The sequence below is a fragment of the Actinorugispora endophytica genome, from assembly GCF_004363075.1.
GTDB lineage: Bacteria > Actinomycetota > Actinomycetes > Streptosporangiales > Streptosporangiaceae > Actinorugispora > Actinorugispora endophytica.
On record NZ_SNYN01000028.1, the window covers coordinates 40,319 to 60,453 of the forward strand.

At 71.8% G+C, this 20,135-nt stretch carries 20 protein-coding genes; 6 read left to right on the forward strand and 14 right to left on the reverse strand.

From position 1 onward, the window contains the following. The first annotated feature begins 32 nt into the window (after window positions 1-32). Entirely contained in the window at window positions 33-1,223 is a 1,191-nt protein-coding gene (locus EV190_RS21145; RefSeq protein WP_133743353.1) for a JmjC domain-containing protein, read from the forward strand. A gap of 139 nt (window positions 1,224-1,362) precedes the next feature. Continuing rightward, window positions 1,363-2,229 (forward strand): (2Fe-2S)-binding protein, encoded by an 867-nt coding sequence (locus tag EV190_RS21150; protein ID WP_133743354.1) that lies wholly within the window; start codon window positions 1,363-1,365, stop codon window positions 2,227-2,229. A 5-nt stretch (window positions 2,230-2,234) separates the two neighbouring features. On the opposite strand, the gene EV190_RS21155 is transcribed toward EV190_RS21150, so the two are convergent. The 3 genes from EV190_RS21155 to EV190_RS21165 form a co-directional block, all read right to left on the reverse strand. Beyond that, a complete protein-coding gene (locus EV190_RS21155; protein ID WP_133743355.1) occupies window positions 2,235-2,513 on the reverse strand; it encodes a hypothetical protein in 279 nt (92 codons plus the stop codon). 176 nt (window positions 2,514-2,689) lie between these two features. After that, window positions 2,690-3,091 (reverse strand): aspartate 1-decarboxylase, encoded by a 402-nt coding sequence (panD, locus tag EV190_RS21160; protein WP_394345545.1) that lies wholly within the window; start codon window positions 3,089-3,091, stop codon window positions 2,690-2,692. 193 nt (window positions 3,092-3,284) lie between these two features. Then, the gene (locus tag EV190_RS21165) at window positions 3,285-4,463 is read right to left on the reverse strand and encodes an AI-2E family transporter (protein ID WP_133743357.1); all 1,179 of its coding nucleotides are present in this window, start codon (window positions 4,461-4,463) and stop codon (window positions 3,285-3,287) included. Window positions 4,464-4,664: 201 nt separating this feature from the next. On the opposite strand from EV190_RS21165, the gene EV190_RS21170 reads away from it, so the two are divergent. Then, window positions 4,665-5,069, forward strand: a complete 405-nt coding sequence (locus tag EV190_RS21170) for an SSI family serine proteinase inhibitor (RefSeq protein WP_166655522.1) — start codon at window positions 4,665-4,667, stop codon at window positions 5,067-5,069. A gap of 28 nt (window positions 5,070-5,097) precedes the next feature. On the opposite strand, the gene EV190_RS21175 is transcribed toward EV190_RS21170, so the two are convergent. From EV190_RS21175 to EV190_RS21185, 3 genes are all read right to left on the reverse strand, one after another. Beyond that, entirely contained in the window at window positions 5,098-5,841 is a 744-nt protein-coding gene (locus EV190_RS21175) for a TIGR03943 family putative permease subunit (protein ID WP_133743359.1), read from the reverse strand. Beyond that, window positions 5,838-6,911, reverse strand: coding sequence for a permease (locus tag EV190_RS21180; RefSeq protein WP_133743360.1), 1,074 nt, complete (start codon window positions 6,909-6,911; stop codon window positions 5,838-5,840). Before EV190_RS21180 ends, EV190_RS21175 begins: the two co-directional genes overlap by 4 nt. A 111-nt stretch (window positions 6,912-7,022) precedes the next feature. Further along, on the reverse strand, window positions 7,023-8,036 hold the full coding sequence (locus EV190_RS21185; protein ID WP_133743361.1) for an NADP-dependent oxidoreductase: 1,014 nt from the start codon (window positions 8,034-8,036) through the stop codon (window positions 7,023-7,025). Between the two features lie 124 nt (window positions 8,037-8,160). Between EV190_RS21185 and EV190_RS21190 the strand changes: the two genes are divergently transcribed. Further along, window positions 8,161-8,448, forward strand: coding sequence for an HGxxPAAW family protein (locus EV190_RS21190; RefSeq protein WP_133743362.1), 288 nt, complete (start codon window positions 8,161-8,163; stop codon window positions 8,446-8,448). Window positions 8,449-8,494: 46 nt separating this feature from the next. Here the strand turns inward: EV190_RS21190 and EV190_RS21195 are convergent, their stop codons facing one another. From EV190_RS21195 to EV190_RS21220, 6 genes are all read right to left on the reverse strand, one after another. Continuing rightward, window positions 8,495-10,087 carry a DEAD/DEAH box helicase gene (locus EV190_RS21195; protein WP_133743363.1) on the reverse strand — a complete coding sequence of 531 codons (1,593 nt, stop codon included), beginning with the start codon at window positions 10,085-10,087 and terminating at the stop codon, window positions 8,495-8,497. A 444-nt stretch (window positions 10,088-10,531) separates the two neighbouring features. Then, window positions 10,532-11,344, reverse strand: coding sequence for an enoyl-CoA hydratase/isomerase family protein (locus EV190_RS21200; protein WP_133743368.1), 813 nt, complete (start codon window positions 11,342-11,344; stop codon window positions 10,532-10,534). A 95-nt stretch (window positions 11,345-11,439) separates the two neighbouring features. Further along, window positions 11,440-11,658, reverse strand: a complete 219-nt coding sequence (locus tag EV190_RS21205; RefSeq protein ID WP_133743369.1) for a helix-turn-helix domain-containing protein — start codon at window positions 11,656-11,658, stop codon at window positions 11,440-11,442. A gap of 152 nt (window positions 11,659-11,810) precedes the next feature. After that, entirely contained in the window at window positions 11,811-13,409 is a 1,599-nt protein-coding gene (locus EV190_RS21210) for an ABC-F family ATP-binding cassette domain-containing protein (RefSeq protein WP_133743364.1), read from the reverse strand. A gap of 216 nt (window positions 13,410-13,625) precedes the next feature. Further along, window positions 13,626-14,906: an AI-2E family transporter gene (locus tag EV190_RS21215; protein ID WP_243742712.1), complete on the reverse strand. Its 1,281-nt coding sequence runs from the start codon at window positions 14,904-14,906 to the stop codon at window positions 13,626-13,628. Between the two features lie 158 nt (window positions 14,907-15,064). Continuing rightward, on the reverse strand, window positions 15,065-15,472 hold the full coding sequence (locus EV190_RS21220) for a YccF domain-containing protein (RefSeq protein ID WP_133743365.1): 408 nt from the start codon (window positions 15,470-15,472) through the stop codon (window positions 15,065-15,067). Between the two features lie 680 nt (window positions 15,473-16,152). On the opposite strand from EV190_RS21220, the gene EV190_RS21225 reads away from it, so the two are divergent. After that, window positions 16,153-16,452 (forward strand): WhiB family transcriptional regulator, encoded by a 300-nt coding sequence (locus EV190_RS21225; RefSeq protein ID WP_267887221.1) that lies wholly within the window; start codon window positions 16,153-16,155, stop codon window positions 16,450-16,452. 161 nt (window positions 16,453-16,613) lie between these two features. Here EV190_RS21225 and EV190_RS21230 read toward each other — a convergent pair whose 3' ends face one another. Beyond that, a complete protein-coding gene (locus EV190_RS21230) occupies window positions 16,614-17,906 on the reverse strand; it encodes a phosphoribosyltransferase family protein (RefSeq protein ID WP_133743366.1) in 1,293 nt (430 codons plus the stop codon). Window positions 17,907-18,028: 122 nt separating this feature from the next. Next, entirely contained in the window at window positions 18,029-18,640 is a 612-nt protein-coding gene (locus tag EV190_RS21235) for a GNAT family N-acetyltransferase (protein ID WP_133743367.1), read from the reverse strand. 193 nt (window positions 18,641-18,833) lie between these two features. Here EV190_RS21235 and EV190_RS21240 point away from each other — a divergent pair, with 193 nt between their 5' ends. After that, on the forward strand, window positions 18,834-20,045 hold the full coding sequence (locus EV190_RS21240) for an MFS transporter (RefSeq protein WP_394345544.1): 1,212 nt from the start codon (window positions 18,834-18,836) through the stop codon (window positions 20,043-20,045). The last annotated feature ends 90 nt before the right edge of the window (window positions 20,046-20,135 follow it).

Genomic DNA, 20,135 nt, shown 5'->3' on the forward strand with positions numbered 1-20,135 from the left:
CACCCGACCGACCGACCGGAGAGGACCCAACCGTGACCGACCGCCTGTTCACCAGGACGCTGCGCGACGCCGTGGGCGAGGACCTGCTGACCACCCGACTGTCCCAGGAGTTCGTCTTCGCGGACCTGGGCGCCGAGACCGTGGAGCCGCTGCTGACCTTCGACGCGCTCAGCGACATCCTGAGCACCCACCAGCTGGAGCCGCCCCGGCTGCGGCTGCACCGCGCGGGCAGGCCCGTCCCGGTCGCCGACTACACCGATCCCGGCGAGGCGTCCGGGGCGGCGCGCCGCCTGGTCCGCCCCGAGGCGCTGTACCGGCAGCTGCGCGAGGGCGCCAGCCTGGTGCTGGACGGCGTCGACCGGCTGCACCCGCCGGTGCGCGCCGCCACCGACGACCTGATGCGCCTGGTGCGGGAGCGCGCGCAGGTGAACCTATATCTGATCTGGGGCGACTCACACGGTTTCGACACCCACTGGGACGACCACGACACCTTCGTCGTGCAGCTGGCCGGGACCAAGAAGTGGCAGGTGCATGGCCAGGGCACTCGGCCCTACCCGATGAAGGCGGACACCGACCACACGCACCGCGCCCCCGACACGACCGTGTGGGAGGGGGTCCTCCGGCCCGGCCAGGTCCTGCACGTGCCGCGCGGCTGGTGGCACACCGTCACCGGGAACGGCGACGTCAGCATGCACCTGACCTTCGGGTTCACGCGGGCCACCGGCATCGACTGGGCGCACTCCCTGCTGGGGCGCCTGCAGGACGTGGAGTTCGCGCGAACGGACCTGCCCCGGTTCGCCTCGGCCGAGGAGCGGCGCAAGCACCGGCACGAGCTCGTCCGGCACCTGGTGGACCTGGCCGAGCAGCACGGCCTGGACTCCTTCCTGGCCGAGCGCGACGAACGGTTCCCGCGCCGCCAGTCCTTCGCCCTTCCGTGGGCGGTGGACGGTTCCGCGCCCGGACCGGACACGACCGTTGAGTTCACCCCGATCCTGCCCCCGGCCCTGGTCCGCGACGGGACGAAGATCGCACTCGCGGTCTCCGGTCGCCGGTACACCTTTCCCTGCGCGGCCGAGCCCCTGCTGGCCGCGCTCTCCGAGGCGCGTGTGCTGACCGTGGCCGAGCTCGCCGAACGGGCCGGGACCGACCAGGACACCGCGGCGGCCCTGGTGCGCGTCCTGGTTCGGCACCAGTTGGCACTGTTGCGCCGACCCTCGACCTAACGCCTCTGACCTGCGATTTTCATGGCTTCGACGGGATTGCCAATCGATGTTAATTTAGGCTAGCCTCATTTGCATCAGGGGTAGCGCATCGAGACGCGAGAACGCGTCGGCCTTCGTCCGCAGGGGGAGCGATCCAGTCATGGCACACCAGCGTCACCCGCTCGCCACGGTGGTCGACGCCTGTACGCCGTTGAGGTTCGCCCCACTGCCGCAGATCCGGACTCCCGAGGTGCTTCGGCTGGACGGCCGGACCGACACCGAGCACTGGTACCGCGCCGACCTGCTCGCCGCGAACGGTGTCCTGGGGCCGGTCTACGACGGTTTCGTCGCGGGCCACGGCCCCGGGCACCGGCTGCCCGCCGCCACGCACCTGCTGCGCGCGCTGCTGCGCGAACCGATCTTCATGGTGGCCGCGGGCGTCTACCTGACCGGCCGCGCGCCCCTGCCGGCGGCGGACGGGCTGTGGTTCCCCGCCCGCGCCGACCGCGGCTTCGGCACCCCCATGGTGACGAGCCCCCGGGTCGCCGTGCTGCCCGGCGACGTGTTCGCCGACCACCCGGACGCCGTCGTCGCGGCCGACCCCGACGACCTGGACCGGATGGCGGCCGAGGCGATGCTGGACGCCTTCGCGCCCCTCATCGGAGCCGTGCACGCGCACACCCGGCTGGGACTGCGCACCCTGTGGGGCTGGGTGCTGGACACCATGCACTTCCACATGCTGAACCCGGCCCGCTTCCTGGGCCGCGACGTCTCGGCGGCGTGGGAGCGCGCGGACCGGCTGGCCGAGGCCCTGGTGTCGGCCGGCGCGGTGACCCGGGCACGGCCCCGGTTGTTCCCGTTCAGCGAGGACCATCCGCGTGGCACCTGGGCGGTGCGCGGCACCTGCTGCTTCGATTACAAAGGCGACCCCGAGCACGGCTATTGCACCACCTGCCCGCTCAAGTGCGACTCCCAGCGGCGCGGCGAGCTCCAGGAGTGGCTGCGCAACCCCGCTCTGGCCCCCTGAGCCCTCTACGAGCCCCCGCGGCCGTACCGCCACTTCAGGAACCCGCCCGCCCGCTCCACCCTGCGCATCTCGGCGTACAGTTCGGCCGGGTCCGCCGCCGAGACCGCGGCCTCCCCGCCCTCGGGCAGCGGCCAGCAGGCGAAGGCCCAGTACCGGCGGGTGTAGGAGCCCCACAGTACGATCCAGGCCCCCTGCTTCTGCCATTGGATGTGCGCGGCGACGTCGCGGCGGTCGGGGTCGTGGTGCTCCCCCTCCGCCCGCTGGGTCCCTGCGCCCTTTCTCACGACGCCAGCCTCACACGCCGGGCGGCCGCCCCGGAAGCCTGTCCACGGCACCGCGAAGGGCCGGATGCGGTCACACCGCGAGCTTGCGGTCTCCCCGCCGATCTTGACCTTTCCGGGGTCTTGAAGGCGGTCGAGGCCCCCGAAACGTCAAGATCAGCGGGGGAAGACGCGGGACACTAGCGCGTCACCGCTCCGGAGAGCTGGTCGGAGCCGGGAACCGGCTCGGCCGGGTCCCCGCCCAGGGCGACGATCCGGTTGTTCCCGTCCACGTGCACGACCTTGGTCCGGTGCTCGGCGCGCTCGGCCTCGGTGAGCTGGGCGTAGGAGATGATGATGACCAGGTCCCCCGGGGAGACCAGGCGGGCCGCGGCCCCGTTGATCCCGATGACCCCGCTGCCGCGCTCACCGGTGATGACGTAGGTGACGAGGCGGTTCCCGTTGTCGATGTCCACCACGTGCACCTGTTCGCCGTCGACCAGGTCCGCCGCCTCCATGAGGTCGGCGTCGACGGTGATCGATCCGACGTAGTGCAGGTCGGCCTGGGTGACCGTGGCCCGGTGGATCTTGCCGTTGAGCATGGTGCGCTGCACGGTGGTGCTCCTCGATGGTGGATGGAATCCGGCGGATCCATGATCGGCGCTCCAGGTCACCGTTCGTACGGCCGGGGTGCCCTTTGGCGGATGACGTCGCCCACACCCGCGCCGATCAGGACGCCTTCGTCCAACGCGTACGGCGCCCCGCCGATTCCCGGCCCCGGGCCGCCGGGCGGCCTCAGCGCTCCTCCAGCCGGGGGAAGACGACCCTCTTGAGCACCAGGGTGACGGCGGCCGCGGCGGGGATCGCGATCAGCGCGCCGACCAGGCCCATCAGGGCGCCGCCGAGCAGCGCCGCGGTGATGGTGACCGTGGGCGCGACGTCCACCGAGCGCTGCATCACGCGGGGGGCGATCACGTAGCTCTCGATCTGCTGGTAGACGAAGAAGAAGACGAGCGTGGCGACGCCCAGCCCGAGGTCGCCCACCCCCACCACGACCGAGGCCGCCAGCGCGCCGATCGTGGTCCCGATCAGCGGGATGAGCGCGGTGACGGCGACGATCAACGCCAGGGTGAGCGCGTAGTCGGACCCGGTCAGGCTCAGGAAGACGAACGCCACGACGCCTCCGAGCAGGGCGACCAGCAGCTGCCCGGCGATGTAGCCACCGATCCGCTCCAGGATCTCGTCGCCGAGTTCGCGCACCCCGGCGCGCCGGGACCTGGGCACCAGCCGGTAGGAGACCTCGGTGATGCCCGGCAGCGAGGACATGAAGAACAGCGTCAGGACGAGCACCGTGAACGTCGCGGCCACCGAGTTGACGACGATCTGGCCCACCCCGACCAGCCCGCCGAAGACCTGTCGGCCGAAGTCGGGGTCGACCACCGCGTCCTCGAGCCGCCGCAGGATCTCGAAGCGCTCGTCCAGGTCCGCGACGGCCTCGTTGCCCTGGAGTCCGCGCAGGTAGCCGGGGAAGTCGGCGGCGATGTCGGCGACCTGCTGGGTCAGCGGAGGGACGATCGCCCAGACGAACCCGGCGACGAACACCACCAGTCCGGCGCACACCGCCGCGATCGCGGCCCAGCGCGGCAGGAAGCGGCGGCCCAGGAACTCGATGACGGGGTTGAGCCCCACCGCCAGGAACAGCGCGACGAGGATGTAGACCAGGATCGAGCGGGCCTGGACCAGGGCCTGGGCGAGCATCCACGCGGTGAGCACGCCCAGCGCGCCGGTGAAGCCGATCGTGAAGAAGTTCGGCCCCGGCCGCCCCGGCGCTGCCGCGGCGGCGGGCGGCACCGGTTCCGCGGGGCTGGGAGGCTCCTCCGCTGCGGGGGGCTCCTCCCCGGTCGGCCGTGGCCCCTCCTGCGGCTCCCGAACCCGCTGCGGCCGCCGAACCCCGTCGTCCTCGTCCGCTGTCATGCCCGTCCCCTCGGATTCCCCTGCCACCGGGCTCACAACCTAGCCGAGCGCGCCGAGCGCGGACAGGGCCGGTCCACGGCTCCGGCTGCCCCGCAGCCTCCCCGAACCGGACGGCGAACGCCTCACCACATGCGGTTTACTACTGAGAGTTATTGTCTAATAACTCAGTGTTTGATTCGTCTCGTCAAGAGGAGTACCACCGTGCGCTCGACCCTGCTCTCCCTGGCCACCGTCGCCGCCACCGGCGCCGGGCTCCTGTCCGCCGCCCCCGCCTACGCCGAGGCCGGCGAGTCGGCCCTGATCCTGACCAGGACCGGGGCCTCCCTCTCCGCGGACGCCCCCGCGGAACGGCGGCACGTCGTACTGGCCTGCGACCCCGAGCCCGCCGGCAGCCACCCCGACGCCGCCGGCGCCTGCGCGACGCTGGAGAGAGCGGGGGCCGACTTCACCGCCATCCCGCGGGGTCAGAGCGCGTGCACCATGGAGTACGCGCCCGTGACGGTCACCGCGCGGGGCTACTGGCACGGCAGCGAGGTGCGGTACAGCCGGGAGTTCTCGAACCCGTGCCTCGCCAGGCGCGACACCGCCGAGGTGTTCGCGTTCTGACGGGCCGTGCGGGGCACCCTCCCGAGGACTACTCGTAGGGGTCGGGAGGGTTCTCCACCGAGGTGATCTCCTCGATCTCGAAGCGGTGGTCCCGGATCTCCTGGATGTCGCCCTCGGGCGCCAACCACCGCCCCTGGACCGTCCACCAGGAGTCCTTGGGAGGCTCGGGCTCGTTCTCGATCAGGACCCGGTTCACGATGGCGTCCGCGGCGCAGCACGACATCTGCAACCGGGCCAGGTACCACCCCTCCCCCTCGGGGTTGGGCACCGCGAACCCGGTGAGCCGGACGTCCCATTCGGCCATCTTCCGGTCCTGGTCGGTCCAGGCCCGCATCACGAACTCCTGCATCCTCATCTCCACCGGCTCCCCGTCGGGAACCCCGGCGCCGAGGTCGTCCAGCGGGGCGGCGTCGTCCGCCAGGGCCGCCGGGTCGGCCGTGGACGCGGTGTAGGCGCCCAGCGCCGGGGGCGCGATCACGAACACCGCCACCACCGGCAGGAGCATCAACCACGACACACCGGGGCCGCGGGCGTGATCGTGGCCATGGCCATGGTCATGGCCGGCGGGCTCCTCGTCCGCGTCGCCGCGCGCGGCGCGCAGGTCCACCACCACCGTGGCCACGCCCAGGACCACCAGCACCACCCCCGCCGCGATCAGGAACGGCCGGAACCCGGCCTGCACGTAGTTCAGGTACAGCTGCGAGGTCACCGTGACACTCAGCGCCGCGGCGCCGAGCAGAACCATGACCATGCCCTGAGCGATGCGGTTCACAGCAGCCATCCTCCGACCAGGAACGAGAACACCAGGGTCAACGCCAGTGTGAGCGGGACGAAGCGGCGTACGAAGGCCCACCCGAAGGTGCCCGTCTGCAGGGCGATCAGCTTCAGGTCCACCATCGGCCCCACCACCAGGAAGGCGAGCTTGGCGGTGGGCGAGAACTCGGTGAAGCTCACCGCGACGAACGCGTCGGCCTCCGAGCAGATCGACAGCAGAATCGCCAACAGCGCCATGACCAGCACCGACACCACCGGAAGGTCCGCGACCGCCGCGACCCAGGCGCGCGGCACCAGCACGTTGAGGGTGGCCGCGGCCAGCCCGCCCACGACCAGGAAACCACCCGCGTGCATCAGGTCGTGCTGCATGGACTCGCGGAAGACCCGCCACCGGGAGGCGTCGGGGTCATGGGAGGTACGCGGCGGTCGCAGCCAGTCGGTCTTCCCGAAGCGCGCCCACAGCCAGCCCACCACGACCGCCGCGCCCAGGGACGCGACGAAGCGCGCCAGCACCATCTCGGGCTGGTTCGGGAAGGCGACCGCCGTCGCCACCAGCACCACCGGGTTGATCGCCGGAGCGGCCAGCAGGAAGGTGAGCGCTGCCGCCGGGGCGACGCCGCGCCTGATCAACCCGCTGGCCACCGGGACCGACGCGCACTCGCAACCCGGCAGGACCGCTCCCGACAACCCCGCGACCGGGACCGCCAGAGCCGCCCTGCGCGGGATGGCCCGCTGCCAGAACTCCGCGGGGACGAACGCCGTCAGCGCCGCCGACAACGCCACGCCGAACACCAGGAACGGGATCGCCTGGAGGCTGATGGCGGTGAAGATCGTCGCCCACGCCAGGAAGGCGTCGCCGGTGAGGCGGCCCGAGAGCCAGGCGTTGCCGGCGGCCAGACCCAGGGTGATCAGGGCGAACAACCAGATCGTGGCGGTTCTGCGCGGCCCCGCCCGGCGTCCCCAGTCCGAGGGTGGAAGCTGCTGGTCGTCGCGGTCGTCCCACCCGTGCGACAGCGAGTCGCCCAGGGAGGGAGCCGGGACCGCGGCCTGTGAGGGTCGTTCCGGCACGCCGGACACCTCGCTCGTCGGTCGTGAGGGCTGAAGGGTTCGTCGAATGCTAACCGACCACGGCCCCCGAACCGGCGCGCCGCACACGGCGGCGCCCCGGCCGCGCGGACGTCAGTCCGACACCCTGACCACCATCTTGCCGATGTTGCCGCCGCTCAGCATCGAGATGAACGCCTCGGGCGCGTTCTCCAGCCCGTCGACGACCGTCTCGCGAAGTGTGATCCGGCCCTCCGCGACCGCGGGGGCGACATCGCGGTAGAAGTCCCCCATCCGCTCGGGGTCGTCCCCCACGATGAACCCGCGCAGGGTGAGCCGCTTGGTGACGATCTGGAACAGGTTGCGCGGCGCCTTGGGCGCCTCGGTCGCGTTGTATCCGGAGATCGAACCGCACAGCGCGAAGCGGGCGAAGTCGTTGGCGCACTCGATCGCCGCCTCCAGGTGGTCGCCGCCCACGTTGTCGAAGTAGACGTCGATCCCGTCCGGAGCGGCCTCCGCGAGCTGCTCGCGCACCGGAGCCGCCTTGTAGTCGAATGCCGCGTCGAAGCCGAGGTCGTCGATCAGGTGGGCGACCTTCTCCGGGGATCCCGCGCTGCCGATGACCCGCTTGGCCCCGTACATCCGGGCGAGCTGGCCGGCCATGCCGCCCACCGCCCCGGCCGCGCCCGAGACGAACACGGTGTCGCCCTCGCGCAGCCCGGCCTTGTCGACCAGGCCGATGTAGGCGGTCTGGCCCGGCATCCCCAGCGCTCCCAGGTAGATGCCGGCCGGGACGTCCCCCCGGATGTTGACGGGACGCGCCGAACCGGCGGGCAGGAGGGCGTGCGACCGCCACCCCCTGCCGTGCAGCACGGTCGTCCCCACCGGGAAGGCGGGGTCGCCGCTGGCCTCCACCACGCCCACGGACCCGCCGTCCATGGGGGCGTTCAGCTCGTAGGGGTCGGTGTAGGTGCGTCGGCCCGCCATCTTGCCGCGCATGTACGGGTCGACGGAGATGACGAGGTTGCGGACCAGCAGCTCGCCCTGACCGGGGTCGGGCAGCTCGCGTTCGACCAAGGCGAAGTCGCCGGGGACCGGGGGGCCCTCGGGGCGGGCGACGAGGTGGATCTCGCGCGCGGTGGTGGACATGGCTCTCCTTCGGTCCGATGCGTTCCCCCCACGGACTTCCCCCGCCCGTCATGCTCACACACCGGCCCGGGGCGTGTTTGGCCTCCCCGGCCCAGGGCAGGTCCCCAGATCAGGAGGTGCACCGATGAAACCGAAGGACTTTCTTCCCGTGGACGCGCCGGAGGCCGGGGCGAAGGGCGCGGCGCGGTCACACCTCGGGCGGCCGTCCTCGTGGATCATGGTGGCCGTGATGGTCGTCGGGTTCGCGGTGGCCGGCGTGGGTATCACGCTCGGGCCGTCGTGGATCGTGGTGATCGCGGGTCTCGTGCTCTTCGTCGTCGGCGGGGTCGCCGCCTACGCGCTGGGCATCATGAAGGACACCGGGGTCGCCGAGATCGAGGAGAAGCCGCGACGGCGGCCGCGCTCCTCGTAGGAGGACGCGCGACCGCCGTCGCGGAGGGGATGCCGGGCTTCGCGGGTCAGCCGCGCTGAGCGCCCTGGCGGCGCTCGCCGCCCCGGTAGGACGAGGGCTTGCGGGGTCCGCCGCCGCGACGGTCCTCACCGCGCCACGCCGGACGGTCGTCCCGGTCCCCGAAGGAACGACGCTCACCCTGCGGACGGTCACCGAAATCCCGGCGCGGACGGTCATCCCGGTCCCCGAAGGAACGACGCTCACCCTGCGGACGGTCACCGAAATCCCGGCGCGGACGGTCGTCCCGGTCGCCGAAGGAACGACGCTCACCCTGCGGACGGTCGTCCCGGTCACCGTAGGAGCGCCGTCCGCCGCGGTAACCGCCGCCACCGCTGCCGCCGAAGCCACCGGGGCGGCGACCGCGCGGCCCGCCGCGGCCACGGCCGCGGCGCTCGGGCTCCGGGGGCTCGATCCACGGCTCCCACGAGGGCTCGCGGGCTCCGGTGACCTCGCTGAGCAGCTCGTCCCCGGGGTTGACCAGGTGCTGCTTGGCGTCCACGCCCGCGTCGATGAGCAGGCGGCGGGCCTGACGGCGCTGGTTGGGGGCGACGATGGAGACCACGCGGCCGGACTCGCCCGCGCGGGCGGTGCGGCCGCCCCGGTGCAGGTAGTCCTTGTGGCCGGTGGGCAGGTCCACGTTCAGCACCAGGTCGATGCCGTCGACGTGGATGCCGCGGGCGGCGACGTCGGTGGCGACCAGGGTCTGGATGCGGCCCTCCCGGAACTTGGCGAGGGTCCTGGTGCGCACGCTCTGGGTCTTGCCGCCGTGCAGCGACGCCGCGGGGACGCCGGCGTTGACCAGCTGCTCGCTGATGCTGTCGGCGCGGTGCTTGCTGCGCACGAACAGGATCGTGCGGCCCTCCCGGGCGGCGATCTCGGTGACGATGCGGTTCTTGTCCCGGGGGAGCACCTTGAGCAGGTGGTGCTCCATCGTCGCCACCTGGGAGACGGGCGGGTCCACCGAGTGGGTCCGCGGGTCGGTCATGTAGCGGCGGACCAGCTTGTCGACGTCGCCGTCCAGGGTCGCCGAGAACAGGAGGGTCTGACCCTTGGGGCGGACCTGGTCGAGCAGTTCGCTGACCTGCGGCATGAAGCCCATGTCGCACATCTGGTCGGCCTCGTCCAGCACCGACAGCTCGACGTCGCGGAGGTCGCAGGCGCCCTGCTCGATCAGGTCGCTGAGCCGCCCGGGAGTGGCCACCAGGATCTCGATCCCGCGGCGCAGCTCGCTGATCTGGCGGGTGTAGGAACTGCCGCCGACGACGTCGCCGACGCGCACGCCCAGCACGTGGGCGTAGGGCAGCAGGGCGTCGCGCACCTGGTGCGCGAGTTCGCGGGTGGGCACGAGCACCAGGCCGCGGGGGCGGCGGGAGTCGGCGCGCGCCTCGGCGGCGCGGAGCAGCATCGGCAGGCCGAAGGCCAGGGTCTTACCGGATCCGGTGCGACCGCAGCCGAGCACGTCGCGGCCCGCGATGGCGTCGGGGATCGTCGCTGCCTGGATCGGGAACGGAGTGGTCACACCGTTCTGCGCCAGCTTCTCGACGATCGCCTGGGGCAGGCCGAGTTCGTCGAATCGCGGGCATGCGGCATTGTCCGTCAAGTGACGTAAACCTTCCTCATCATTCGGCTGCGTTTCGAGGAAGGCTCCGAGGCCACAGGTATGGGAACCGCGAAGAAATCACACAAACGCGCCGGATAAACGCAACACGGGGGGCATGGACTTCCCCCGTCGCCAGACGGCCCGGCGCGCCGGATGCGCGCACCACGAATTGACCGCCTCGGACAACATACTAGACGACACCCGGGAACCGGTAAGCAGCCCCGTTTATTTCCGGACCGCCGTTTTCCGGGCACCCGCACTCTTCACGGTGTTCAGGGGCGACGGCGGGCGCCGGTCGAGGCCGCGCCCACGACGTCCGTTGCGTGAGGGTTTCGTTGACGGTCGTGGGCTTTCTGCCCGTTTCGAGGCCTTAAAGGGCGGAAAGCCCATGATCATTCCAGGTGAGGGCGGGACCGGTCCTCGAACCCCCACGCCGAGGACTCCCTAGCGTCCCCGGGCCATGTCGGCCATGCGGGCGATCTGCGCGGCGCGCTCGGCGCGGGCCTGGGTCTCCAGGTCGTTGTACCGGGCCGACATCAACAGCCCCTTGGTGGCCCGGGCCGCGGCCGCGGGAGTGGCCAGCAGCGCCGCCACCAGGTCGTCCACGGCCCTGTCGAGCTCGGGCTCGGCGACCACCAGCTCGGCCAGGCGCAGTTCGCGGGCCTCCGCCGCGCCGACCGTGCGAGCGGTCAGGCACAGCTCGACGGCCCGGTTGAGGCCCACCAGCTCCACCAGGGGCTTGGTCCCGGTAAGGTCGGGGACCAGGCCCAGGGCCGGTTCCTTCATGCACAGCCGGGCGTCCTCGGCCAGGACCCGGATGTCACAGGCCAGCGCCAGCTGGAAGCCCGCGCCGATCGCGTGCCCGCGCACCGCGGCGACGGAGACGATGTCGGGGCGCCGCAGCCACAGGAACCCCTCCTGGTACTCGGCGATCCCCTCGTCCAGCCCCTCGGTGTCCTCCGGGTCCTCGGCGATCCGCGCGAACAGCGAGTCCTCTCCCGGAACACCGCCCGCCGGGTCGAACATGGCCAGGTCGATACCGGACGAAAAGGTCTGACCTTCGCCCTCGACCACGACGATACGGACACCCTCGGGCAGGGTGTGGCCGATACGGGCCAACGTGGTCCACGTCCTGCCGGTCATGGCGTTGCGCCGGTGCGGTCGGGAGAGCGTGATCCGCGCGACCGCGCCGTCGATTCCCAGCCCCAGCCCCGCCGCCGCCAACTCGTCCGCCGTGGGGATCGTCGACTCCGCCATCGCACGCCTTTCGCGCATCCGGCCCCTCTTCAGGGACCGGCCCGGTTATTACCGCCGGGTAACACAGTAGTCCGTGCGCGCGCGGCGTCCCACTCTCACCCCTGGTTCGGGTTGCGGCGGGTGGCTCCGCCCCTGCCGCGCAGGTTCACCCCCGCCTCGGTGAGCAGCCGGTGCACGAAGCCGTAGGACCGTCCCGTCGCCGCGGCCAGGGAACGGATGCTCTCACCGCCGTCATAGCGTTCCTTCAGGTCTGAGGCCAACTCCGATCGCTCACTTCCCGTCACCCGGGTTCCCTTTCTCAGCGTCTCGGCCACGAGTACCTCCTGGTTGGTCTCGGCGCGGTAGGCGATATTCCTGCCCATGATCAGTCATGGCAGCGCCACTGGCTACCCACCAGGACCCGAAAACCACCCGTGTCGTACGGCCGGCCCGGTTTCGGACGCAGTGAAACCATGTCCGAAATGGGTCAGGCCAGAGCGATGAGGTCGGTGAACTCGGTGTTCCAGACGTCCTCGACGCCGTCGGGGAGCAGGATCACGCGCTCGGGCTGGAGCGCCTCGACCGCGCCCTCGTCGTGCGTGACCAGGATGATCGCGCCCTTGTAGTTGCGCAGCGCGTTGAGGATCTCCTCGCGGCTGGCCGGGTCGAGGTTGTTGGTCGGCTCGTCCAGGAGCAGCACGTTGGCGCTGGAGACCACGAGCGCGGCCAGCGCGAGGCGGGTCTTCTCGCCGCCGGAGAGCACGCCCGCGGGCTTGTCCACGTCGTCGCCGGTGAACAGGAACGACCCCAGGGTGCGGCGCGCCTCCACCTCGGGCAGGTCGGGGGCCGCGCTCATCATGTTCTGCAGCACCGTCCGCTCGGTGTCCAGGGTCTCGTGCTCCTGCGCGTAGTAGCCCAGCCGCAGTCCGTGCCCGTCGACGACCCGACCGGTGTCGGGCGCCTCCACCCCCGCCAGGATGCGCAGCAGCGTGGTCTTGCCCGCGCCGTTCAACCCCAGGATGACCACCCGGCTGCCCCGGTCCACGGCCAGGTCGACTCCCGTGAAGATCTCCAGCGAGCCGTAGGACTTCGAGAGCCCCTCCGCCGACAGCGGGGTGCGCCCGCTGGGCGCGGGGTCGGGGAAGCGGAGCTTGGCGACCTTGTCGGCGACCCGCTGGCCCTGGACCGAGTCCAGGATCTTCTCGGCCCGGTTGATCATCTGCTGGGCGGCACGGGCCTTGGTGGCCTTGGACCGGAACCTGTCGGCCTGCTTCTGCAGGGCCGAGGCCTGCTTCTCGGCGTTGGCCTGCTCGCGCCTGCGCCGCCGCTCGTCGGCCTCGCGCTGGGTCTGGTAGGCCCGCCACCCCATGTTGTAGATGTCGATGACGCTGCGGTTGGCGTCCAGGTAGAAGACCTTGTTGACGACGTGCTCGACCAGTTCGACGTCGTGGCTGATCACGATCAGACCGCCCTGGTGCGACCGGAGGAAGTCGCGCAGCCAGATGATGGAGTCGCCGTCGAGGTGGTTGGTCGGCTCGTCCAGCAGCAGGGTGTCCGCGCCGCTGAACAGGATCCGGGCCAGTTCCACGCGGCGGCGCTGACCGCCGGACAGGGTCTGCAGCGGCTGGGAGAGGACCCGCTGGTCCAGCCCCAGGCTGGAGGCGATCGAGGCGGCCTCGGCCTCGGCGGCGTACCCGCCGAGCACGTGCAGGCGCTCCTCCATCCGCGCGTACGCGCGCACCCCCTGGTCCCGGATCTTGGGGACCTCGCTGGTCATCTTCTCCTCGGCGGCGCGCATCTTGCGCATGACCTCGTCGAGGCCGCGCGCGGACAGGACGCGGTCGCGCGCCAGGACCTCCAGGTCACCGGTCCGCGGGTCCTGCGGCAGGTAGCCGATGCTGCCCGAGGAGGTGACCTTTCCTCCCGAGGGGATCCCCTCACCGGCCAGCACCTTGGTCATCGTGGTCTTCCCGGCGCCGTTGCGCCCGACCAGACCGACCCGGTCACCGGGGCCCACGCGGAAGGAGGTGGGTTCCAACAGCAGGCGCGCGCCCACACGGAGTTCGAGGTCAGAGGCGATGAGCATGAGTGAATAACGACTTTCTCGCTACGGCGTGCGGGGTCAGTGGGAGGTGTGGGCCGAGGCGCGGCGGCTCCGCCGTTGAGGGGCGGGCAGCACCGCTTGCAGGCCGGGCGGGGGACACGGAGTCAGTCCGGAGCGCGCACCCGCCCCACCCTAACCGCTCCGGACACGCCGCGGGGCCGACGGGCCCACTACGGTCCGACGACCCCGCGTCCGCGATTATTCCCCGCCGCTCCTGCCCCCGTTGCTCCTTCCCCCGTTTCCCCGGTCCGGTTCGGCGGCGCTCCCCGCGGGGCGGTCCGCGCCGTTGCCCCTGCTGCTGGCGGGCGCGGTGGGGAGCGCGGCCGGCGCGCCGGGATCGGTCTTCGGCACGGCCTCGGCGGAGGGCGTGCCCGCCACCGCCTCGGTGTCGGCGACCAGGACGGGGCGGTTGCGCAGGAGCGCGGCCAGCACCGCGGCGACGGGCGTGGCCAGGAAGGCCCCGGCGATGCCGCCGACGATGGAGCCCACCGAGATCGCCAGCAGGACGACGGCCGAGGGCAGCTCCAGCGCCTTGCCGTACACGCGGGGCGCGAGCACGTGGCTCTCCAGCTGCTGCACCGCGAGTGTGCCGCCCAGGATGATCAGCGCGACGACCCACCCTTCGGCCACCAGGCCCACGAGCACCGAGATCAACCCGGTCATGAAGGCGCCGATGACGGGCAGGAACGCGCCGATGAAGGTCAGGATGATCAGCGGCATGGCCAGCGAGAGGTCGAGGGTGATCACCAGGACGAGGCCGATGCCGACCGCGTCGATGAGCCCGACCAGCGCGACGCCGCGCACGTAGCGGCCCATCACGCCGTAGCTGACGTCCCCGGCCATCTGGAAGGCGTGCCGGGTGCGCTGCGGGAGCAGTCCGCGCACCCACTTCGTCAGCTCGTCGCCCGAGTGCACGAAGTACACGGTCAGCACGATCACCAAGATGACGCCGATCAGCACCTCGCCGACCGCCACCGCGCCCGCCCAGGCGCCGCTGATCAACTGGCTGCTGTTGCTCTGGAGCTCGGCCTGGGCAGTGGTCACCCAGTCGCTGATGATCCGGTCATCCAGACCGAAGGAGGCCGCGATGCCCTCAAGCGTGGCGATGGCCTCGTTCACGCTGGTGACGATGCTGTTGAACCCGGAGACCGCCGGCATCACGATGAGGGTGACGACTCCGCCGAAGATGACGAACGCGCTGAGCACGATGAGGGCGGTGGACAGCCCCCTGCCCATTCCGCGCCTGCGCAGCCACAGGGTGGGCGGCATGAGCAGCGCGGTCATGAAGACCGCGAGGATGATGGGGATGACCACCACCCGGATGTAGATCGCCCCCCACAGGATCAGCGCGACCACCACACCGATGACGAGCAGCCGCCAGGCGGCGTCGCTCACCGTGCGCAGCAGGTTCGTCTCCTCCTCGACGGGTGGCGGGGCCTCCTCGACCACCACCCGGACCTCCCGCTCCGGCAGCCGCACATTCCCGATCGCCCCGAACGACCAGCCTCTCGGCCATTTCCAGCGCAACCCCTGCACCCCTTTGTCCTCACTTGTCGACGGCCTCGTGTCCACCGCTCCCACTGGACCGGTCCGTACCCGCACCGGAGTGCTTCTCCCGTCGGGTTCGCACCCCCGGGTCAGATCCCCCAGCCGGTCCGGCGCGAGTCGGACGGAACGATCTCGTTGCCGAACGGCGCGAGGGCGACCGGGATCATCTTGACCGAGGCCCACGCCATCGGGATGCCGACGATGGTGACGGCCAGCCCGGCCGCGGTGACGATGTGGCCGATCGCCAGCCACCACCCGGCCACGATGATCCAGATGACGTTGCCGACGGTGCTGGCGGTCCCGGCCCCGGGCCGGCGCACGAGGTCGCGCCCGAACGGCCAGAGCGCGTAGTTGGCCATGCGGAACGAGGCGACGCCGAAGGGGATCGTCACGATCAGGACGCAGCACAGGACACCCGCGAACGCGTACCCCACCGCCAGCCAGAACCCGGCGACGACCAGCCAGATGATGTTGAGGACGAAACGCAGCAGCGCCACGGGGGCCACACCTTCTTCTCTCGGGGGTCTCGGTTATCGACCGCGGCCGGCCGCGGCGCCCTCGGCGGCGCCTCCGTTCCCGCGGTCCCACTGGCTACGACGACGCGGCGCCCCCGCCGGTTCCGGATCGGACCCCGCACTTGTCCCCTAGGGGACGCGGAAGGGCCGGCCGGATGGTCCGCCCCGCCCCGGGAGGCGCGGCCCGGAGGCCGCGACGCCGGGTGCGGGCCGGGAGGACGGGAACGCGGAGTGTGACGGGCGTATCAAAAAGGTTTTCTGGCCAAGGACCGAAAATCCTCATACGATGGCCTCTACCCGGCCTCACGGCCTGGATCGCCTGCTTCCACCGGAAATCAGGACGGTCTCTGGAACGTTCAGCGTCCGGACCGGATTTCGATAACGGTTGAGCGAGTAATTTCCCCACCCCCGTACACAATCGGGAGTGGGGATGGCATGATTACGTACCGGCTCGCAGGGAGGGCGTCCTCATCGCCTCCGCGGCCTGTCGCGTGAGCGCCCGCCGGTTTCGGCGGATCTGCGCCGGCGTGGTCTCAGTCACACGGGAACACCTAAGCAGGGCACAGCGTTATCGCTGTGCTGGGTGACTCACGCAGCTTTACCCAGTTTGGCCATCAGCTTCCACACAGCTTACAGCGATTTCATGTAGAGGTGGTTCAACCATGTCTCAGGTACGTCGGCAGGCCGCGCTGCGCCCCCGCCCGAGCTGGGGGTGGCAGGATGCCGCCGCGTGCCGGGGCGAGGACCTTGTGCTCTTCTTCGGCCCGGATGGCGAACGCCAGCCGGAGCGGGAGATCCGCGAGCGCAAGGCCAAGGAGATCTGCGCTCACTGCCCTGTCCGCACTGAATGTCTCGACTACGCGATCTCGCGTCCCGAGAAGTACGGCACCTGGGGCGGACTCAACGAAGACGAGCGCGCGTCCGAGCGCCGACGCCGAATGCGCCGCGCCAACGCAGCCTGATCCTGCCGCCCGCCCCGGCGGGGAGCACCTCCCCCGTGATCCAACCGGCCGCCTCCTGTGGCGGCGGTCGATCACCCGGCCCTGACGGCCGTTCTCCGTGGCGCCCCGACGCACCAAGCGTCGAGGGCGCCACGGTGTTGTTCGGCGGTCGTCCACCCCGGTCAGATGTGTCGGTCGAACCATTCGGTGGCGCGCACTCCCACGCGGCGCCACTCGTCGGGGTGGTGCAGGAGCTGCTCGGCTCCGGCCGTCACGTCCAGTTCGCCCCGGCCCCCCAGTCGGGCCAGCGACCACTCGGCGAGCTCGCGCACGAAGGAGTCGGCGCCCTGCACGAGCACCAGCGTGGGCGCGCGCACGCGGCCCAGCGCCTCGCCGTCCAGGTCGATCCGGCCGCCGTGGGCGACCACCGCCGCCACGTCGGCGGGCAGCCGCGCCGCAGCGGCCAGCGCTGCGGGCGCCCCCGCCCCCGAGCCGAAGAGACCGACCGGGCTGTCGGCCACCGCCACCGCCCTGCGCAGCCAGCGCACCGCGGCCTCCAGCCGCTCGCCCAGCACCTCGGTCCCCACCTCGTCGCCGTCCTTCTCCGTCTCGGCGGGGGTGAGCAGGTCCAGGAGGAGGGTGGCGTACCCCCCGGAGCGCAGCACCGCGCCGATCGCCCGGTTGTGCGGGGTGAGGCGTCCGTGTCCCAGCGCCAGGACCACCGCGCCGCGCACCGCCGCGGGGGTCGTGAGGTCCCCGTCGAGGTGCTCGTCTCCCGCTGGGAGCCGGACCCCCTGCTCGGACTCGCCCGCCGGGCCCAGGTCGCGCAGCTCGGCCAGCGTCGCGGTGACGAAGCCGTCGCTGACCTGGCCGAAGTCGCGGTACCACTCCCCGACCGCGCGGAAGTTGTCCGGGACGGTGAGCACCACGACGCGGTCGGCCTCGGAGCGCAGGGCCTCGACCGCCTCGGGGGAGGCGACCGGCACCGCCAGCACCAGCACGGCCGGGCGCCGGCGGCGGACCATCCGCAGCGCCGCGCGGGCGGTTCCTCCGGTGGCCGCCCCGTCGTCCACCACGATCACGCCGCGTCCGGTCAGCCGCGGCATGGGGCGGTCTCCGCGGTAGAGCTCCCGGCGGCGGTCGAGTTCGACGCGCTCGGCGGCCACCACGTCGGCGAGGTCGTCCCTGGACAGCCTCAACCGGGACAGCGCGGCGTCGTCGTAGCAGACGTTCCCGTCCTCGGCGAGCGCGCCCACCCCCGTCTCGGGGTGCCCGGGAACACCGATCTTGCGGACCACCAGCACGTCGAGCGGGACCCGCAGGTTCCTGGACAGCTCCGCGCCGACCGAGACGCCCCCCCTGGGCAGGGCGATGACGATGGGATCGGTACCGGCCAGACCGCGTACCCGCTCGGCGAGCCTGCGTCCGGCCTCGGCTCGATCGGCGAACGGCAGCGATACGGGTAGCGGATTCACGGTGACCACCGCACAACTCGGCATGGGAAGAGCCCGGGACGCGCTTCCGGGGCGTCCGGGAGGAACGCCCTAGCGGCATACCCGCTCGGAGCCGACGGCCAACCCCAGGATCCCGCCGGGCTTCAGTGGTCGTCGGGTAAAGTCCCCCGGGCCGGTCTGCCCCCCGTGCGCTCCGGCCTCCTCCGGAAGCCGCCCTCCAGCACCGACATCAGCAGCGCGTCGTGGCGGCGCCCCTCCCACAGCAGGACGTCGCGCAGACGGCCCTCGACGTCGAACCCGCACGCGCGGTACGCGGCGATGGCGCGCATGTTGAAGGCGTGGACCTGGAGCCAGACGCGGTGCAGGCCGACGCGCTCGAAGGCGTACCGCAGGACCAGCCGGGTGGCCTCCTGCCCCAGGCCCTGGCCGGTGAACTCGATGGCCGAGAGCGCGATGCGGTACGCGGCGCTCTCGTTCTCGGGGTCGAAGTCCATCAGGGACAGGTCGCCGACGAAGCGGTCGCCGGGGCGGCCGAGGATGGCCAGGTCCAACCGGTCGGGATCGGTGGCGCGGCTGCGGCACCACTGCTCGGTCTCGTCCCGGTCGGGGACCCGGTGCCGACCGGTGAGCCTGCGGACCTCGGGGTCCAGAGCCGACGCGTGCAGGGCGTCCGCGTGCTCCACCGTCAACGGGACCAGGCGGACGCGGTCGCCCGAGAGCACCGGTTTGTCGTGCAGCACACTCATATCGATCATCGAGACGGGGCTCCGCTCATCATGGGGCGAACGTCCGGGATTCCTATCTAGGAACAGCGAAAGCGATTGCGCAACTCCCCCGTTCGGGCCTTATGGTCGAGGCGACCTGTTCCCGCAGTGTGCGCGCTCGCGCGGGGCAGGCCGGGTACCCGACTCTCCCGAGGCTCCGCCCCTCACCCTCCTGGAGGCCCTGTTGTCCGACCATCCGCAGACTTCGGCCGGGCCCGACACCGAGGCGAGGCGGGCCCGGTTCGCCGTCGTCGCGCTGTTCGTCATCAACGGCTTCACCTACACCAACGTGGTCCCGTGGCTGCCCGCCATCAAGGACCGGCTGGAGCTGTCCAACGCCGCGCTGGGCATGGCCATCGCCGCGATGCCGCTGGGCGCGCTGCTGACCGGGATGCTGGCGGGTCCGCTCATCGCCCGATTCGGCAGCGGGCGGGTGTCGGTGGCCGCAGGGCTCCTGGCGGTGTGGACGCTGCCACTGGTGGCGGTCGCGCCGAACTGGTGGGTGCTGGCCGGGGCGCTGTTCGTGACGGGGTGCGGGGACGCCTGGTGCGACTCGGCGATGAACGCGCACGGTCTGCGCGTGCAGCGCAGGTACCGGCGGACCATCATCAACACCTTCCACGCGGTGTGGAGCATCGCGGCGGTCGCCGGCGGGCTCCTGGGAGCGGGCATGGCCGGGCTGCACGTGCCGATCCTGTGGCACCTGACCGGGGTGGCCGTGGTGCTGACGGCACTGTCGGCGGTGGCGTCCCGGTTCCTGCTGGGCGGCCCCGAGCACGCCGAGCGGGCGGACGGCCACGACTCCTCGGGAGCGCGGCTCCGGCTGCCCTCGGGCGCGTTGGGCATCCTGGCCGCGCTGAGCGTGCTGCTGATGCTGGCCGGGGCGATCGAGGACGCCGCGGCCTCGTGGGGCGCGGTCTACATGCGCGACGAGGTCGGCGCGACGCTGTTCCTGGCGGGTCTGCCGTTCGTGGCGTGCCAGGGGATGATGACGCTGGGCCGTCTGGTGGGCGACCGGCTGACGGACGCGTTCGGCGCGGTCGCGGTGGCCCGGACCGGAATGCTGCTCTCGGCGGTGGGGCTGGGGACGGCCCTGCTGCTCGGTGGTCCCGTGGTGACGATCGTCGGGTTCGGCCTGTGCGGGCTGGGGGTGTCCACCCTGTTCCCGCTGGCGCTGTCCGCCGCGGGCGAGATCCCGGGGGTGCGCAGCGGGGACGGGGTCACGATCGTGGCCTGGCTGGCGCGGGCGGGCTTCCTGTGCTTCCCGCCCCTGATCGGGCTGGCCGCCGACGCGACCTCCCTGCGGGTCGGGCTGGCCGCGATCCCGGTCGCGGGCCTGGTGGCGGCCTGCCTGGCCTGGAGCCTGCGGCCGCAGAAGGCCGCGCACCACCACTAGGTAGTGTTTTCAAATGATCGCCGCTGGTGGATCATGGTGTCGTGATACGTCGTCATGAACTGTCGGATGCCGAGTGGGAGTTCGTCCGGC

Bases quoted from the DNA above. Each gene is read 5' to 3' on its own strand.
- EV190_RS21150 (WP_133743354.1), top strand. From the start codon at position 1,363: ATGGCACACCAGCGTCACCCGCTCGCCACGGTGGTCGACGCCTGTACG.
- panD (WP_394345545.1), bottom strand. From the start codon at position 3,091: ATGCTCAACGGCAAGATCCACCGGGCCACGGTCACCCAGGCCGACCTG.
- EV190_RS21165 (WP_133743357.1), bottom strand. From the start codon at position 4,463: ATGACAGCGGACGAGGACGACGGGGTTCGGCGGCCGCAGCGGGTTCGG.
- EV190_RS21185 (WP_133743361.1), bottom strand. From the start codon at position 8,036: ATGTCCACCACCGCGCGCGAGATCCACCTCGTCGCCCGCCCCGAGGGC.
- EV190_RS21190 (WP_133743362.1), top strand. From the start codon at position 8,161: ATGAAACCGAAGGACTTTCTTCCCGTGGACGCGCCGGAGGCCGGGGCG.
- EV190_RS21200 (WP_133743368.1), bottom strand. From the start codon at position 11,344: ATGGCGGAGTCGACGATCCCCACGGCGGACGAGTTGGCGGCGGCGGGG.
- EV190_RS21210 (WP_133743364.1), bottom strand. From the start codon at position 13,409: ATGCTCATCGCCTCTGACCTCGAACTCCGTGTGGGCGCGCGCCTGCTG.
- EV190_RS21225 (WP_267887221.1), top strand. From the start codon at position 16,153: ATGTCTCAGGTACGTCGGCAGGCCGCGCTGCGCCCCCGCCCGAGCTGG.
- EV190_RS21235 (WP_133743367.1), bottom strand. From the start codon at position 18,640: ATGATCGATATGAGTGTGCTGCACGACAAACCGGTGCTCTCGGGCGAC.